Raw genomic sequence first — 15,402 nt, forward strand, 5'->3', positions numbered from 1 at the left:
GGAGGCGGTCATGCGCATCGGAGCCCCCCGCACCGCCGGGGCGGACCCGCGGCTCGTCGCCCTCACCCCCGACGCGGTGCGCCGCCTCGTCGACCTCGGCCACGACGTCGTCGTCGAGCCCGGGGTCGGCGACGGCGCGCGTCTCCCCGCCCACGACTACGTCGCGGCGGGCGCCCGCGTCGCGGACCGTGCCGACGTGTGGGCCGCCGACGTCGTGGTCACCCTCTACCCGCCGGGCCTCGCGGAGCTCGACCTCATGCGGGCGGGGGCGACTCTGGTCGCCCAGCTCGCCCCGGCGACGAGCCGGGACCTGCTGGCCGCGCTCGCGGCGCGGGGAGTGACGGCGCTGGCCCTCGACGCGGTGCCGCGCATCTCGCGCGCGCAGGCCCTCGACGTGCTGTCCGCGCTGTCCAACGTGGCCGGCTACCGCGCGGTGGTCGAGGCGGCCGAGGAGTTCGGCGGCATGTTCACCGGCCAGGTGACCGCCGCGGGCAGCACCCCGCCCGCACGGGTCTTCGTCATCGGCGCGGGGGTGGCCGGCCTCGCCGCGATCGGCACGGCCGTGAGCCTGGGCGCCGAGGTGCACGCGTTCGACGTGCGGCCCGAGGCCGCCGAGCAGATCGAGTCGCTCGGCGCCCGCGTGGTGCGGGCGGACGACGCCGTCCAGCAGGTCAGCGCCGACGGGTACGCGAGCGCGCAGAGCGCCGACCAGGAGGCCGCCGCCCTGCGCGCCTACGCAGAGCAGTCGGCGCAGGCGGACGTCGTCGTCACGACCGCGCTGGTGCGCGGCACGGCGCCGACGACGATCACGACGGCGATGCTCGACGCGATGCGTCCCGGTTCGGTGGTCGTGGACCTGGCCGCGCCCGGCGGCGGCAACTGCGAGGCGACGGTGCCGGGGGAGCGGGTGGTCACCGACCGTGGCGTCGTCGTGCTCGGGTACACCGACCTGGCCGCCCGGCTGCCGCAGCACAGCTCCCGCCTGCTCGGCACGGTGGTCGTCAACCTGCTCACGCTGCTCACGCCCGCCAAGGACGGGCGCGTGGTGCTCGACCTCGACGACCCGGTGGTTCGCGGCATGACGGTGGCGCACGAGGGCGCGGTGACGTGGCCGCCCCCGGCCGTCGCGGTGTCGGCGGCGCCGCCGGCGGCCCCCACACCCGCGCCCGTGCCGGCCGCCGTCGACCCCGAGTCCGAGCGCCGTCGCCGCGCGACGCGCCGCACGGTGCTGGGCGCGCTCGGCGCCGTCGCCGCGGGCCTGCTGATCGCCGCGTCCCCGCCGGACGCCGTCGGTCACCTCACGGTGTTCGCGCTGGCGGTCGTCGTGGGCTTCTACGTCATCTCGAACGTCACGCACGCGCTGCACACGCCGCTCATGGCCCAGACCAACGCCATCAGCGGCATCATCATGGTCGGCGCGCTGCTGCAGATCGGCGACGCGTCGCCGCTGGTCACGGCGCTCGCCGTCGTGGCTGCCGCGCTCGCGAGCGTCAACGTGTTCGGCGGGTTCCTCGTGACGCGCCGGATGCTGGGCATGTTCCGCCGTGACACCCCGGGCAGGGAGGCGCCATGACGGTGACGTCGGTCGCGCAGGCCGCGTACGTGATCGCGGGGCTGCTGTTCGTGCTGTCGCTGGCGGGCCTGTCCGCTCAGGAGTCCGCGCGGCGCGGCACGGTGCTCGGCATGCTCGGGATGGGGCTGGCGATCGTGGCCACGGTCGCGCTGGCGCTCGACCGATCGCAGCGCCCGTGGCCCGTGACGGCGGGCCTGATCCTGCTGGTGCTGGTCGTGGGCGCCGCCGTGGGGTCGTGGCGGGCGCGGCGCGTCGAGATGACGCAGATGCCCGAGCTCATCGCCCTGCTGCACTCGTTCGTCGGCCTGTCCGCGGTGCTGGTGGGCTACGGCTCGTTCCTCGCGGAGCCCGCGGGCTCCGCGGCGGCGGGCGGGGACACGGTGCACCGCGTCGAGGTCTTCCTCGGCGTGCTCATCGGCGCGGTGACCTTCACCGGTTCGGTCGTGGCGTTCGGCAAGCTGTCCGGGCGGCTGCCGTCGGCGCCGCTCACGCTGCCCGGCCGGCACGCGCTCAACCTCCTGGCGCTGGTCGCGTCCACGGGCCTGCTGGCCTGGTTCGTCGCCGCCGACGACGTCGGGTCGGCGATCCTTCCGCTGCTGCTCATGACGCTCGTCGCGCTCGCGCTCGGCTGGCACCTCGTCGCCGCGATCGGCGGGGGCGACATGCCGGTCGTGGTGTCGATGCTCAACTCGTACTCCGGCTGGGCCGCGGCGGCGGCGGGATTCACGCTCGGCAACGACCTGCTCATCATCACCGGCGCGCTGGTGGGCGCCTCCGGCGCGATCCTCAGCTACCTCATGTGCCGGGCGATGAACCGGTCCTTCTGGTCGGTCGTGCTCGGCGGCTTCGGCGCGGGGGCCGCGGGCGGTCCGTCCGGCGGGGGGACGGCCGAGGCGGGCGAGGTGCACGAGACGTCGCCGGACGAGGTGGCGGCGCTGCTCACCGCGGCGCGGTCGGTCGTCGTCGTGCCCGGGTACGGCATGGCCGTGGCGAAGGCGCAGCACCCGGTGGCCGACCTCGCCGAGCGCCTGCGGGCGCGCGGCGTGACCGTGCGGTTCGGGGTGCACCCGGTGGCGGGGCGGCTGCCGGGGCACATGAACGTGCTGCTGGCGGAGGCGCGCGTGCCCTACGACGTGGTGCTCGGGATGGACGAGGTGAACCCCGACCTGCCCGGCACCGACGTCGTGCTCGTCATCGGCGCGAACGACACCGTGAACCCGGCGGCGCAGGACGACCCGTCGTCGCCCATCGCGGGCATGCCCGTCATCGAGGCGTGGAAGGCGCGCGACGTCGTGGTGTTCAAGCGGTCGCTGGCCACCGGCTACGCGGGCGTGCAGAACCCGCTGTTCTTCCGGGAGAACACCCGGATGCTCTTCGGCGACGCCAGGGAGCAGGTGGACAAGATCGTCCAGGCTCTCTGACGCCGCCGAGGAGGGCGAGCGCGCGGCTCAGGCTGTGCTGATGGCTGTGCGGATCAGAGCCGCGAGTCCGCCTGCGACTCGTAGACCGCGGCGTCCAGGACGCCGTCGGCGTGCAGGTACGACGGGGAGTCGGGGACGGGGGTCGCGTCGATCGTGCTGGCGTCGGCGGGCACGCCGTCCAGGCTGGGCATGACCGAGGCGAGCTCGGGGCGCCACTTGGTGAACCGGAACGGGAAGCACTTCTCGAGCAGGTCGACCATCGCGGAGGCCGCGGTCGAGGCGCCCGGGGAGGCGCCCAGGAGGCCGGCGATGGAGCCCTCGGCGCCCGTGACGATCTCGGTCCCGAACTGGAGCACGCCCTTGCCGTCGGCGTCGCGCTTGATGACCTGCACGCGCTGCCCGGCGGTGAGCTTCTCCCAGTCCTTGGGGTGCGCGGTCGGCATGAACTGCTGCAGCGCCTGGAACTTGGTCTCCGGTGCCGCCATGAGCTGGCCGACGAGGTACTGCGTGAGGTCGAGGTTCTTGAGGCCGGCGCCGAGCATCGACGTCACGTTGTTGGCGCGCAGCGACGTGATCAGGCCCAGGTACTTGCCCTTCTTGAGGTACTTGGGGCTGAAGCCGGCGTACGGGCCGAACATGAGGTAGGTCTTGCCGTCGACCACGCGGGTGTCCAGGTGCGGGACGGACATCGGCGGGGCGCCGACGTCGGCCTTGCCGTACACCTTGGCCTGGTGCTGGGCGACGAGCTCCGGGTTGTCCGTGCGCAGGAACTCGCCCGAGATGGGGAAGCCGCCGAAGCCCTTGATCTCCGGGATGCCGGCCGACTGGAGCAGCGGGAGCGCGCCGCCGCCGGCGCCGACGAAGACGAACTTCGCGGTGACGGTGCTGGTGCGGTTCCGTGCGTTCCACGAGCGGTCCTTGACGCGCAGGCGCCACCGGCCGTCCTTGGTGCGCTTGAGGCTCTTGACCTCGTGCTGCAGCTTGAGCTCGGCGCCGTGCGCGACGAGGCCGGCGACGAGCTGGCGCGTGAGGTTGCCGAAGTCGACGTCGGTGCCCGAGGTCGCGCGGGTGGCGGCGATCGGCTCGTCGGCGTCGCGCTCGGTGGTCAGCAGCGGCGCCCAGCGGCCGATGGTGGCGCGGTCGGTGCTGTACTCGAGGTCGCGGAACAGGGGGTGCACGCGCAGCGTCTCGTACCGGCGGCGCAGGTAGTCGACGTTCTTCTCGCCGCGCACGAACGTCATGTGCGGCGTGTTGCTGAGGAACGAGTCGTCCTGGAGGCGGCCGGTGGCGAGCAGGTGCTGCCAGAGCTCGCGCGAGATCTCGAACTGCTCGTTGATCGCCACCGCCTTGGTGATGTCGATCGAGCCGTCCTTGCGCTCGGGCGTGTAGTTGAGCTCGCAGAGCGCGGCGTGCCCGGTGCCCGCGTTGTTCCACGGGTTCGAGGACTCCTGCGCCACGTCGTCCAGACGCTCGTAGATGCGGATGGACCACGACGGCTCGAGCTGCTGGAGCAGCGTGCCGAGCGTGGCGCTCATGATTCCGCCGCCGATGAGGACGACGTCGACGTCGGCCCGGGTGGGGGCCCCTGCAGTCGTAGCACTCGAAGTCACCGAGCCACCATACGCCGCGCGTGAAAACTGTCACAAAGAATGAGAGCAACTTCACACGGCGCTCTGACCTGCAGTGACGCAGGTCACACCGGACGCTGAGCGGCGCCGCAGGTCAGGGCCTCGGCGCCGTCGACGACGGCCACGGGCCGAGCTCCGGCAGCGGCGCGGGCGCGCCGTCCCGGAGCGCCGAGACCGGCCCCGAGGGCGTCCGCCCCGCCAGCCAGGCGGCGACGTCGCGCGGGTCGCCGACGAGCTCCGCGCCGTCGACGTCGTCCGGCAGGCGCACCGCGAGGAAGTCCCGCAGGTGCGCGCAGAACGGGCCGTCCCACGTGTCGTACCCGAGGGCGGAGGCGCCGAGCCCCGCCGTCGCGTCGACGGCGTGGATGCGCGCCTCGCGCCACCAGGCGAGCAGGGCGTCCGTCAGCACCCCGTCGCGGTAGGCGACCGGTGCCGACCACAGGGCGTCACCCGGCCGGGGCCAGGCCGCGGCGAGGCGGGCGCGCGAGGCCTCGAGGGCCGCCGCGTGCTCGGCCGCCGTGCGGCCGGCGCCCGCCTCGATGGCGGCGTCGCGGCCGGCCTGGCCGCCGTCGTACGGGGCGACCTTCGCGCCGCGGGCGGCGTGCTCCGCCTGCCGGGCGAGCGCGGCTCCGACGTTCGCGACGTGCGACAGCACGTGGCCGCGGCTCCAGCCCTCGAGGGGCGACGGGTCGGCGGTCGCGTCGTCGGGCAGGGTGCGCACGACGTCGATCAGGCCGGCGAGCGCGGCGTCCGCGTCGGCGATGGCGTGCGCGACGAGATCGCGCGGGTCGCGCGGGTCGGTCGGGGTGGTCACGGCCACAGCAGCTCCTTGGTCCAGGCGGGGTCGTTCCGGGGGTCGGTGTGGGTCGGGCGCGGGTCGGTGCGGTAGCGGAGGCGGGACTGGCCCTTGTCGTCGCTCGCCGCCCAGAACTCGACGGTGTCGGGGGTCAGCACCCAGGCGGTCCAGGCGGGCGCGACGGCGTCGGGGTGCTCGCGCGCCTCGTCGAGGCGGCCGGCGAAGGCGTCCCGGTACTGCTGCGGCGAGCCGAGCGGCTCGCTCTGGTGGCCGACGAGCCCGGCGGCGCGCGAGCCGTCCGGCCGGGCGCGGAAGTCCGCCGCGCCCGCGTCGGGGCCCGCGGAGGTTGCTCGGCCGGTGACGCGCACCTGTCGGCCGAGGTCGCGCCAGAACACGGTCAGCGCCGCGTGCGGGTTCTCGGCCAGGTCGCGGCCCTTGGGGCTGGTCGCGTGCCCCGCGAACCACCACCCGTCGGCGGTGACGTCCTTGATCACGAGCGTGCGGGCGTGCACGCGGCCCGCCGCGTCCGCCGTCGACAGGGTGGCGGCGTGCGGGGCGCCGACGCCCGCGGCGAGCGCGTCGTCGAACCACTGCGCGAAGAGCTCCTGCGGCGTGGCCGGGGCCGTGGCGAGGTCGTCCAGGTCGACGCCGAACGGCGGCAGCCCGGGCGAGAAGGTCGGCAGGGCGCGCAGGCGCTCGCGCAAGGTCACGCGGTCTCCTCGGTGAGGTCGGTGGCGGCGGGGGCGTCGGTCAGCAGCGTCACGAAGCCGCGCACCGCGGCCCGCATCGCGTCGGGGTCGCCGGTGGCGCGGGCGAGCACGTAGCCGCCCTGCACGATCGCGACGGCGGCGTGCGCGCGGTCGCGGGCGGCGTCGTCCGGCAGCCCGGACTCCCGAAGGGTCGCGGCGACCGCGTCGAGCAGGCGGACGAAATAGGCGGTGACGACGTCGCGCAGGCCGTCGTCGTCCATCACGGCCTGGTCGCTGGTGAGGCGCCCGACCTTGCATCCCGCGAGCGCGTCGCGGGGTCGCTCGAGGTAGGCGACGACGCGGTCCAGAGCCGGCGTCGAGCCCTCCAGGTCGTGCCGCGCGGCAGTGAGCGCGCTGTCGACGGTGGCGCCGACCGCGGCGGCGGCGAGGTCGTGCTTCGTGGGGAAGTGGTGGTACAGGCTGCCCTGCCCCACCCCGCTGGCCGCGAGGACCTGGCGCGGGCTGGTGGCGCCTACGCCCTGTGCGGCGAACATCTCCTGCGCGGCGGCGACGAGCCGGTCGCGTGCGTCGGTCGTGGTGGTCATGCCGACCACCATACCTACCTCTAGGTATGGTGGCTACCCCCGGCACGCCGACCGCGCCGACCGGGTGGGCCGGGAGGCGAGACGGCGCGCGCCACGGCGGCCCCCGCGACCGCGCCGAGGGCCGCACCCACCGCGGACCAGAGCAGTCCCGCCGGCGAGAAGGCCGCGCCGAGCGCCGGGGAGAGGGCGGGCCACCGCTCGGCAAGGGCCAGCGGCAGCGGCGTCAGCCGCAGCAGCTCGACCGCCGCGCAGAGCGCGAACCCGACCAGCCCGGCCGTGAGCACCCGCGTCCGCGGCCGGACGACCAGGACGAGGACCACGACGAGGGCCGCCGCCAGCACGTCCCCGAGCGGGTCGCCGAACGGCTCGGGCAGCCGGTGCTCGGCCAGCCTCCCCACGCGCGCGACGACGAGCGCGAGGAGCAGCAGCGCGAGCCGGGGCGCCAGCGCCCGGGACCAGGCGGCGGGGACCCGAGCAGGGCCGGGCATCCGGTCGCGCCTCAGAAGTAGTCGCGCACGTGCACCTGGCGGCCGCCCCACAGGGCGTCCCACACGGCGTCGTGCTCGGCGGGTCCGCTGACGCCGCCCGCGAGCCGGGCGTTCGTCGTCGACTGCGCGCCCGCCCACGTCACCGCCAGCCCGGCGGACGTGAACGTCAGGCGGTCGCCCGGGGCCGTGGCGTCGTCGGGCGTGACGCGCACCGCGCCGTCGGTGGCCTCGAGGGTCCACGCGCCCTCCAGGCCGGGAGTCCGCCGGTCGACGACGGCGAACGGCACGCGGGCCGCCACCGGCGCCACCCGGGCGGCGCCGAGCGCGCCGGGGACGTCGAGCAGGCGCAGCATGTACGGGCGCGGCTGCGGGGTGGCCGCGTGGTCGGGCAGCACCAGGCGCGAGACGTCGACGCCGGACCAGCCGCCCGACGTGCAGACCTGCACCCAGCCCGCGACCGACGCGAACGAGGCGAGCACCCGCCACAGGACGCGGGCGGCGTCGGGGGTGAGCGCGACCAGGTCGTCGACGTCGATGGTGTTGGTGCGGTCGTAGCCCGGGCCGCGCGACCAGCTCGCGAAGCCGAGCACCTCCTCGTCCGCCCCCGCTCCCCGCACCGCGAGGCTGACGCCGGTGTAGTCGGCGTCGGGACCGACCATCTCGTCGGGCTCCATCGTGAAGGGCGCCTCTCCGCGGGAGAGCGGCCCGTTCTGGGCGGACGCCCACGCCTCGTACACCCGCCGCGCGGCTGGGACGTCGGCCGCGGTGGCGCGCCGGGCGCGGACGTCCCCGGCGGGCGGCGGCACTGCCGCGAGGGCCGCCGTCGGGATCCGCACGTCCTCGAACGCGCCCACCGTCTCGTAGCCCAGCCCGCGGTAGATGCCCGCCGACGACGGGTACAGCGTGGAGACGACGTCGCCCAGGTCGCGGGCCTCGGCGAGCGCGGCCTCCATCAGCGGCCGCAGGAGGCCGGAGCCGCGGTGCTCGGCCGCGACCGTGACGCCGGCGAAGCCCGCCGTCGGGACGCGGGCGCCGTGGAACCACGACGTGAAGGACCGGACGCCCAGCCCTGCCACGACCTCGCCCTCCCTGGTCGCGACCCACGGCCGGGTGTTCGCCGACGGCCACGAGTCGGGGTCGGGCTCCGGGGACGGGTGGGGCGAGACGCCGAACGCCTCGGCGCCGAGGCGGCGGGCGGCGGGGACGTCGGCGAAGGTGCTGCGCCGGAACTCTGGTCTCGCATCGCTGCTCACGACGGCGACGCTAGCGCCCTGCGCCCGGCGCGTCACCGCCATTGCGCCGTACCGTGATCCGGTGAGCACACCGTCCGAGCCAGACGCGACGCAGGCCCGGCTGCGCAGCCGCGTCCTGGTGGTCGCGATCCTGGCGTCGTTCGTGTCGTTCCTCGACGGCACAGTCGTCAACGTGGCGTTGCCCGCCATCGGCGACGAGCTCGGCGGCACGGGCGAGGCGCGGCTCAGCCTGCAGCAGTGGGTCGTGGACGGCTACCTGGTCACGCTCGGCTCGTTCATCCTGCTCGCGGGTTCGCTGTCCGACCTGTACGGGCGGCGTCGCGTGCTGGTCGCCGGGCTCCTGGGTTTCGCCGCGGCGTCGGTGCTGTGCGCGGTCGCGCCGACCGGTCCGGTGCTGGTGGGTGCCCGGCTGCTGCAGGGCGTGGCCGGCGCGCTGCTCGTGCCGAGCTCCCTGGCGCTCATCATCTCGACGTTCGACGGCGAGGCGCAGGGTCGCGCCATCGGGCGCTGGACGGCGTGGACCGGGACGGCGATGATCGTCGGCCCGTTCGTCGGCGGCGGGCTGGTCGACCTGCTGTCGTGGCGCTGGGTGTTCTGGATCAACCTGCCGGTCGTCGTCGTGACGCTGGTGCTGCTGCGTCCCGTGCCGGAGGTGCGGCAGGCCGCCGGCCGCCGCCTCGACGTGCCGGGCGCCCTGCTCGCCGCGACCGGCCTCGCAGCGGGCGTGTACGGGCTCATCGAGCGGACGTGGGCCGCCGTCGCCGTCGGGGCGGTGCTGCTGGTCGCGTTGGTCTGGTACGAGCGGCGGGCGCGCGACCCGATGATGCCGCCGCGGCTCTTCGCCGCGCGCAACTTCGCGTGGGGCAACGTCGCGACGTTCGCCGTCTACGGCGCCCTGTCGCTCGGCGGGTTCGTGCTGGGCCTGTTCCTGCAGCAGGTCGCGGGCTACTCGGCCACGGCCGCCGGGGTGGCGCAGCTGCCGTCGACCCTCGCGATGCTCGCGCTGTCGACGCGGTTCGGCACCCTCGCTGCCCGGCACGGGGCGCGCTGGTTCATGACCGTCGGGCCCGTCGTCGCGGGCGCCGGCTACCTGCTGCTCCTCACGATGGACGAGAGCGCCCACTACGTGACGCAGGTGCTGCCCGGGCTCCTCGTGTTCGGCCTGGGCCTGTCCATCACCGTCGCGCCCCTGACGGCCGCGATCCTCGGCGCGGCCCCGCCCGCGGACGCCGGCATCGCCTCCGCGGTGAACAACGCCGTCTCCCGCGTGGCCGGTCTCCTGACCGTCGCGTTCGCAGGCGTCATCCTCGGAGGGGTGCTCGACGTGGCGTCCTTCCACCGCGCGTTGCTGGTCACCGCCGGGCTGCTCGTCCTCGGCGGCCTCGTGAGCATGGTCGGCATCCGCGACGTGCGTCGTCCGGTGCCCGCGGAGGGCGCGCCGGGCCCCGAGGTCACAGGGGCAGCTTGAAGCCCTCGTGCGACTGCGCGTACCCGAGCGACCGGTAGAAGCGGTGCGCGTCGGGGCGCTGCTTGTCCGACGTGAGCTGGGCCAGCGCACAGCCGCGCTCGCGGCCCCGCTCGTGAGCGTGCTCCATCAGGGCGCGGCCGAGCCCCCGTCCGCGCAGGGCGGCGTCGACGCGCACCGCCTCGACGAGGAGGCGCGTGGCGCCGTTGCGCGAGATGCCGGGCACGAACGTCAGCTGCATGACGCCCACCACCGCACCGTCCAGCTCGGCGACGACCAGCTCGTCGTTCGGGCTCGCCTCGATCGCCTCGAAGCCCGCGACGTGCGCGGGGCCGAACGCGCCGGTACGGGCCGCGGCGACGGCGTCGTCGGCGATGAGCTCGACGACGCGCGGCAGGTCGTCGCGGGTCGCGAGGCGGAAGGTGACGGCGGGGGAGTCGGGCACGCCCGGACGCTAGCAGCCGCCGCTAGCCTCACGCTGTGACCGAGCACGAGACCGAGCGTGAGATCACCGCCGACGTGGGCCTGTGCCTCCCCGACGGGCGCCTGAACCCCGACGCGGTCGGCTGGTCGCGCAAGCCCTTGCACGACACGTCCGGCATCGGCCGGGGCGTGCGCGGGCTCGGCCGGAACAAGCGGTGGGAGTACTGGGCCGTCGTGACGCCGGACCACGTGGTCGCGCTCACGACGTCCGCGCTGGACTACGCCGCGCTGCACCAGGTGTGGGCGTGGGACCGGGCGTCCGGCGAGGAGGTCGACGCCGTCGCGATCGCGCCGCTGAACCGGTCGGCGGCGCTGCCCGGACGCCTCGGTGGCGGGCCGGTCCGGTCGCGCACGCGCGCGGTGGCGGTCGCCGTCGACGAGGGGCCCGACGGCACGCGCCTGCGTGCGCGGACGGCGCGGGTGGAGCTGGACGTGACGGTCGCCCGGCCCGCCGGGCGCGACCTGCTCGCGGTGGTGGTGCCGTGGTCGCGGGGGCGGTTCCAGTACACGGTGAAGGACGTCGGGCTGCCGGTGACCGGCGCGCTCCGGGTCGACGGCGTCGACGTGCCGGTGCCCGCGGGGTCGTGGGCCGTGCTGGACCACGGGCGAGGTCGGTGGCCCTACCGGGCCGCCTGGCAGTGGGGCGTGGGGTTCGGCCATGGCGTGGACGCCGACGGCACGCGGCACGAGGTGGCGGTGCAGCTCGGCGGCACGTGGACGCGCCAGGGCCCGACGACGGAGAACGGCGTCCTCGTGGACGGGCGGCTGCACAAGGTCCACGACGAGCTCGACTGGACCTTCGACCCCGGCGCGTACACAGAGCCGTGGCGGGTGCGCGGCGCGCGGCTGGACCTGACGTTCGTGCCGGCGCACGACCGGGTGAGCCGGACGCAGCTCGGCGTCCTCGCCTCGTCCACCCACCAGTGCTTCGGCACGTGGTCGGGCTGGGTCACGACCGACGACGGCGAGCGCCACGAGGTCGAGGGCCTCGACGGCTGGGCGGAGGACGTCGCGCAGCGTTGGTGAGCGCGTCCTGCGCGGGTCAGAACGGCGGGCCCCTCGGGCAGCACGGCGCGGGCCCTCGGGTCAGAACGGCGGGCCGTGGTCGGGGATCTCGGGGCCGCGGGGCGTTGCCCGGTGCCGGGTGGTGTCGAGGGGTTCGGCTCGGGTGATGTATCGGCGTCCGGTGGGGGAGGTCCATTCGAGGGTGCCGCCCCAGCCGGCCGGCTGGTTGTCGTTGCCGGTGATGTCGATCTGTCTGACGTGCCAGGTCGATTGGTGCTTGATCACGTGATGGTGCCGGCAGAGTGTGGCGAGGTTGGTGGCGCTGGTGGTGCCGCCGTTTGCCCATGCCTGGGTGTGGTCGAGGTCGGCACTGGTGGCGGGGTGGGTGCAGCCGGGGAAGCGGCAGGTGGTGTCGCGTGCGCGGATGATGGCTTTGAGGTCGGCGGGGACGGTGTAGGTGGTGCGTCCGACGGACAGGACGGTGCCCGATTCCGGATCGGTGAGGATGCGCCGCAGCGACGGGGCGAGGGCGGTCAGCGTGCGGGCGGTGTGCGGGTCGATGGGGACGTGACCGTCCATCGTGGCGGGGGCGTCGGTGATGCCGAGCAGGGTCAGGACGGGGACGGTGACGGTGACCTGCGGGCGGATGGAGCGGGCGAGGATCGCGAGTGTCGTCTGATCCGGTACCGGTACCGGCGCCGGACGGTGGTCGTCTGCCGCGTCTTGTGCGCCGTGTCCGGCGCCGTCGTCCTGGGGAGTTCCGTTGGTGGCTGGCGCCGCCGTGATGTCGAGGGTGCCGTCGTCGAGGAGGAGGGCGGTGAGGGTGTCGGCGCGGGCCTGGGCGAGGGTGCGCCGGTGCCCTGCGTCGCTCTTGCCGTCGTGCGCCACGAGGTGGCGGGCGGTGCGGGTGAGGCGGTCGTAGGCGGCGTGGGCGAGGGGTGCGGGCAGGTGGGCGACGAGCCAGGCCATGCCGTCTCGGCCGTCGTCGAGGAAGACGGCGCGGTGCTGGGTGGCTTCGGTGTGGCGGACGTCGGCGGGGACCGGGTGGGCGGTCTCGCGGGCGCAGCGTGCGCGCCGGGCGACCTGTGTGGGGGTGCACGTGACCGTGCCCGTGGTGGCATCAGGGCCGTCAGGGCTGATCACGGCGGTCAGGACGGACCGTTCGACGGCGGCGGCTTCCTGGGGTGTCAGGTCGGCCAGGTGGGTGGTGATCGCGGTGACGTGCGCCCAGGTCAGGCGGCCGGCGCGCAGGGCGGCCAGGGTCGCGGGAGCCTTGCCGGTCAGGGTGAGGGCGTGGTCGGTCAGGGTGCCGGTGGCGTGCTCGCCGAGGTGGAGGGTGGTGGCGATCTCGGCGGTGACGGCGCGGTGGGCGAGCTCGAGCCTGCGGGCGGAGGGTGCGCGCCGGGCGGTGGGGTCCTCGGGGTCGAGCAGATCCGCCTCCAACGTCTCGGCCAGGCGGATCGCGTCCGCGAGCAGGACCGCACGCTCGGCGTGCAGGGTGGCCAGGTGGGCGTCGTTGGTGGCGAGCGCGTCCAGCACACGGTCCAGGTCCGCCAGCGACGGGCGGGCTGCCGGCCTCGGTGCGGGTGGCGTGGTGCCGGTCGCCGGGCGATCGTCCTGGCGCCGGGACTCCTCCTCGAGCAGTGCGCTGATCGACGCCGTCCACGACCGGGGCATCGCTGCGAGCCGGTCCGCCTCCGCGCGCAGGCCCACCGAAGCGCCCACGCCACCGCCCACGCAATCGCCCACGTCACCGCCCATTTCACCGGGCGTGCCGGCATCGGTGCCGGTCGCGGGGTCGGGGAGCGTCGTCGTCATACCCCGAGCCTAGCGATGTTCGAACACGTGTTCTAGCCGCTGCGGGAAACCTGTGGACAACCGAGGTCGGCGCCATGCCGGCAGCGAGCGCGCCGGCAGGTCGGCGCCGGCTTCCCGTGCTTCTGCTCCACGCGTATGTCCGGGACGTGCGGGCCGGGGTGCGACAGGGTGGAGTCATGAGGCTGCTGGTGCTGGGTGGATCGGTGTTCCTGTCGAGGGCGGTCGCGGCGGACGCCGCGGCGCGAGGCCACGAGGTGGTGGCCGCCAACCGTGGCCGGTCGGGCCCGGTGCCGGACGGCGTGCGGCACGTGCCGCTGGACCGTGCCGACCCGTTCCCGGACGCCCTGGCCGCGGAGGGCTTCGACGCCGTCGTGGACGTGTCGCGCACCCCGTCGCACGTGCGGCGCGCGGTGGCCGCGCTGCCAGGCGCGCACTGGGTGTTCGTGTCGACGATCAACGTGTACGCGGACGACGCCGACCCGGGCGGGCCCGGGGTCGGTCGGCTGCGCGACCCGGAGCCCGACGACGTGGACGGCGCGGAGAACCCTGACGCCTACGGTGCGATGAAGGTCGCGTGCGAGGACGTCGTCCTCGACGGGGCGGTGACGGCGGCGGTCGTGCGCCCCGGGCTGATCGTGGGCCCGGGCGACCCGAGCGGGAGGTTCGCGTACTGGCCGGCGCGGCTGGGGCGCGCGCTCGACGGTGCCGTCGACGTGCTGGCCCCCGGCGACCCGGCGGACCCGGTGCAGGTGATCGACGTGCGCGACCTCGCGGCGTGGGTCGTCGACCTCGCCGAGCGGCGGGCGGCGGGGGTGTTCGACGGCGTCGGGCCGGTCACGCCGATCGGGGAGCTGCTCGCGGCGGTGGCTCGCGGCGTCGGCGCCGCGCCGCGCTGGGTGTGGGCGGACGACGCCGCGCTGGCGGCGGCCGACGTCCGACCGTGGTCGGGGGAGCGGTCGCTGCCGCTGTGGCTGCCGCGGCCCGAGTACGCGGGCATGCCCGCGCACGACGCCGGACCCGCGAGGGAGGCGGGCCTGGCCCCGCGACCGGTCGAGGAGACGGCGCGCGACACGCTGGCGTGGCTGCGCGCGACGCCCGACGCGCACGTGACCGGCCTGACCGCGGCCGAGGAGGCCGCCGTCGTCGCCGTCGTCGGGGACGACTCGCGCCGGGCGACAAGGGGTGCTGACTCGGGCGTCTAGTGCGTCACTTTCTGGCCCGACCGGGGCCCGGCGCCCGGCGTGCGGGCTTACGGTCGAAGGGTCAGCGCCCCTTCCCCCACGAGGGCGACGGGGCGGTCGTTCGTCCCGCCGGGCCGTCGACCCGCAACCGTGCGTCACGCCCGCCCGGGACGTGGTGCGAAGGAGTACGGACATGGCGGCAGGCAACGGTCTCGCGGGTCGGGTGGCGCTCGTGACGGGCGGCGGGTCGGGCATCGGCGAGGCGGTGAGCAAGGAGCTCGCGGCGCACGGCGCCAAGGTCGTCGTCACCGACATCCGGCTGGACGCCGCGCAGCGCGTGGCCGACGAGATCGCCGCTGCCGGGGGCGAGGCCGCGGCGTTCGAGCAGGACACCGCCTCGAAGGAGGACGCGGCCCAGGCGGTCGAGTTCGCGAAGGCCACGTTCGGCGGGCTCAACTACGCCGTGAACAACGCGGGCGTCGGCGGCAAGCAGGCGCCGGCCGGGGAGACCGACCTGGACGACTGGGACCGCGTCATCGACATCAACCTCAACGGGGTGCTCTACGGCATGCGGGCGCAGATCCCCGCGATGCTCGAGCGGGGCGCCGGCGAGAGCGCGATCGTCAACATGGCGTCCATCCACGGCACGGTCGCGGCGCTCGGCAACGGCGCCTACACGGCCGCCAAGCACGGCGTCGTCGGTATCACGAAGAACGCCGCCGCGGAGTACGGCCCGCAGGGGCTGCGCATCAACGCGGTCGGCCCCGCGTACATCAAGACGCCGCTGGTCGAGTCGAGCCTGCCGCCCGAGGCGCGCGAGGCGCTCGTCGCCAAGCACCCGCTCGGCCGGCTCGGCGAGCCCGAGGAGGTCGCGCGCGTCGTGCGCTTCCTGCTGTCGGACGACGCGTCGTTCGTCACGGGCGCCTACTGGCTGATCGACGGCGGCTACACCGCCGTCTGACCGCCGCGGCGTCCCTCCCGCCGGCACGGCGGGAGG

Annotated in this window: 13 protein-coding genes and 1 pseudogene; 6 read left to right on the plus strand and 8 right to left on the minus strand. The window is 75.3% G+C overall.

Annotated features, from left to right (window positions below; translation table 11 throughout):
• Positions 1 to 10 precede the first annotated feature (10 nt).
• On the plus strand, positions 11 to 1,573 hold the full coding sequence (locus ACFUVW_RS02700; protein WP_430569807.1) for a Re/Si-specific NAD(P)(+) transhydrogenase subunit alpha: 1,563 nt from the start codon (positions 11 to 13) through the stop codon (positions 1,571 to 1,573).
• Positions 1,570 to 2,994 (plus strand): Re/Si-specific NAD(P)(+) transhydrogenase subunit beta, encoded by a 1,425-nt coding sequence (gene pntB, locus ACFUVW_RS02705; RefSeq protein WP_430569808.1) that lies wholly within the window; start codon positions 1,570 to 1,572, stop codon positions 2,992 to 2,994. The genes ACFUVW_RS02700 and pntB overlap by 4 nt, the downstream gene beginning before the upstream one ends.
• 53 nt (positions 2,995 to 3,047) lie before the next feature.
• Here the strand turns inward: pntB and mqo are convergent.
• From mqo to eis, 6 genes and pseudogenes are all read right to left on the minus strand, one after another.
• Positions 3,048 to 4,610 (minus strand): annotated as a pseudogene (gene mqo / locus ACFUVW_RS02710) (malate dehydrogenase (quinone)); the annotation flags it as partial.
• A 106-nt stretch (positions 4,611 to 4,716) separates the two neighbouring features.
• The gene (locus tag ACFUVW_RS02715; RefSeq protein WP_430569809.1) at positions 4,717 to 5,436 is read right to left on the minus strand and encodes a maleylpyruvate isomerase family mycothiol-dependent enzyme; all 720 of its coding nucleotides are present in this window, start codon (positions 5,434 to 5,436) and stop codon (positions 4,717 to 4,719) included.
• Positions 5,433 to 6,128 (minus strand): pyridoxal 5'-phosphate synthase, encoded by a 696-nt coding sequence (locus ACFUVW_RS02720; RefSeq protein ID WP_430569810.1) that lies wholly within the window; start codon positions 6,126 to 6,128, stop codon positions 5,433 to 5,435. Before ACFUVW_RS02720 ends, ACFUVW_RS02715 begins: the two co-directional genes overlap by 4 nt.
• A complete protein-coding gene (locus ACFUVW_RS02725; protein ID WP_430569811.1) occupies positions 6,125 to 6,712 on the minus strand; it encodes a TetR/AcrR family transcriptional regulator in 588 nt (195 codons plus the stop codon). Before ACFUVW_RS02725 ends, ACFUVW_RS02720 begins: the two co-directional genes overlap by 4 nt.
• A 20-nt stretch (positions 6,713 to 6,732) precedes the next feature.
• Complete coding sequence (locus ACFUVW_RS02730) at positions 6,733 to 7,200, minus strand: DUF2809 domain-containing protein (protein ID WP_430569812.1); 468 nt, start codon at positions 7,198 to 7,200, stop codon at positions 6,733 to 6,735.
• 11 nt (positions 7,201 to 7,211) lie between these two features.
• Positions 7,212 to 8,453 carry an enhanced intracellular survival protein Eis gene (gene eis, locus ACFUVW_RS02735; RefSeq protein WP_430569813.1) on the minus strand — a complete coding sequence of 414 codons (1,242 nt, stop codon included), beginning with the start codon at positions 8,451 to 8,453 and terminating at the stop codon, positions 7,212 to 7,214.
• Between the two features lie 61 nt (positions 8,454 to 8,514).
• On the opposite strand from eis, the gene ACFUVW_RS02740 reads away from it, so the two are divergent.
• Positions 8,515 to 9,921, plus strand: coding sequence for an MFS transporter (locus ACFUVW_RS02740; RefSeq protein WP_430569814.1), 1,407 nt, complete (start codon positions 8,515 to 8,517; stop codon positions 9,919 to 9,921).
• Here ACFUVW_RS02740 and ACFUVW_RS02745 read toward each other — a convergent pair.
• The gene (locus tag ACFUVW_RS02745; RefSeq protein WP_430569815.1) at positions 9,905 to 10,363 is read right to left on the minus strand and encodes a GNAT family N-acetyltransferase; all 459 of its coding nucleotides are present in this window, start codon (positions 10,361 to 10,363) and stop codon (positions 9,905 to 9,907) included. The two genes, ACFUVW_RS02740 and ACFUVW_RS02745, sit on opposite strands and share 17 nt — an antisense overlap.
• 35 nt (positions 10,364 to 10,398) lie before the next feature.
• Here ACFUVW_RS02745 and ACFUVW_RS02750 point away from each other — a divergent pair, with 35 nt between their 5' ends.
• On the plus strand, positions 10,399 to 11,427 hold the full coding sequence (locus ACFUVW_RS02750) for a DUF2804 domain-containing protein (protein ID WP_430569816.1): 1,029 nt from the start codon (positions 10,399 to 10,401) through the stop codon (positions 11,425 to 11,427).
• 60 nt (positions 11,428 to 11,487) lie between these two features.
• Here the strand turns inward: ACFUVW_RS02750 and ACFUVW_RS02755 are convergent, their stop codons facing one another.
• Positions 11,488 to 13,224 (minus strand): DUF222 domain-containing protein, encoded by a 1,737-nt coding sequence (locus ACFUVW_RS02755; protein WP_430569817.1) that lies wholly within the window; start codon positions 13,222 to 13,224, stop codon positions 11,488 to 11,490.
• Positions 13,225 to 13,400: 176 nt separating this feature from the next.
• On the opposite strand from ACFUVW_RS02755, the gene ACFUVW_RS02760 reads away from it, so the two are divergent.
• Both ACFUVW_RS02760 and ACFUVW_RS02765 read left to right on the plus strand, forming a co-directional pair.
• Entirely contained in the window at positions 13,401 to 14,426 is a 1,026-nt protein-coding gene (locus ACFUVW_RS02760; RefSeq protein WP_430569818.1) for an epimerase, read from the plus strand.
• A 172-nt stretch (positions 14,427 to 14,598) separates the two neighbouring features.
• Positions 14,599 to 15,366, plus strand: a complete 768-nt coding sequence (locus ACFUVW_RS02765) for an SDR family NAD(P)-dependent oxidoreductase (RefSeq protein ID WP_430569819.1) — start codon at positions 14,599 to 14,601, stop codon at positions 15,364 to 15,366.
• The last annotated feature ends 36 nt before the right edge of the window (positions 15,367 to 15,402 follow it).

The organism is Isoptericola sp. NPDC057391 (assembly GCF_042668085.1).
Classification (GTDB): Bacteria; Actinomycetota; Actinomycetes; order Actinomycetales; family Cellulomonadaceae; genus Isoptericola.

What these genes read in the sequence shown, in the direction of transcription:
- ACFUVW_RS02700 (WP_430569807.1), top strand. Translation starts at nt 11, where the DNA reads ATGCGCATCGGAGCCCCCCGCACCGCCGGGGCGGACCCGCGGCTCGTC.
- pntB (WP_430569808.1), top strand. Translation starts at nt 1,570, where the DNA reads ATGACGGTGACGTCGGTCGCGCAGGCCGCGTACGTGATCGCGGGGCTG.
- ACFUVW_RS02725 (WP_430569811.1), bottom strand. Translation starts at nt 6,712, where the DNA reads ATGACCACCACGACCGACGCACGCGACCGGCTCGTCGCCGCCGCGCAG.
- ACFUVW_RS02730 (WP_430569812.1), bottom strand. Translation starts at nt 7,200, where the DNA reads ATGCCCGGCCCTGCTCGGGTCCCCGCCGCCTGGTCCCGGGCGCTGGCG.
- ACFUVW_RS02755 (WP_430569817.1), bottom strand. Translation starts at nt 13,224, where the DNA reads ATGACGACGACGCTCCCCGACCCCGCGACCGGCACCGATGCCGGCACG.
- ACFUVW_RS02760 (WP_430569818.1), top strand. Translation starts at nt 13,401, where the DNA reads ATGAGGCTGCTGGTGCTGGGTGGATCGGTGTTCCTGTCGAGGGCGGTC.
- ACFUVW_RS02765 (WP_430569819.1), top strand. Translation starts at nt 14,599, where the DNA reads ATGGCGGCAGGCAACGGTCTCGCGGGTCGGGTGGCGCTCGTGACGGGC.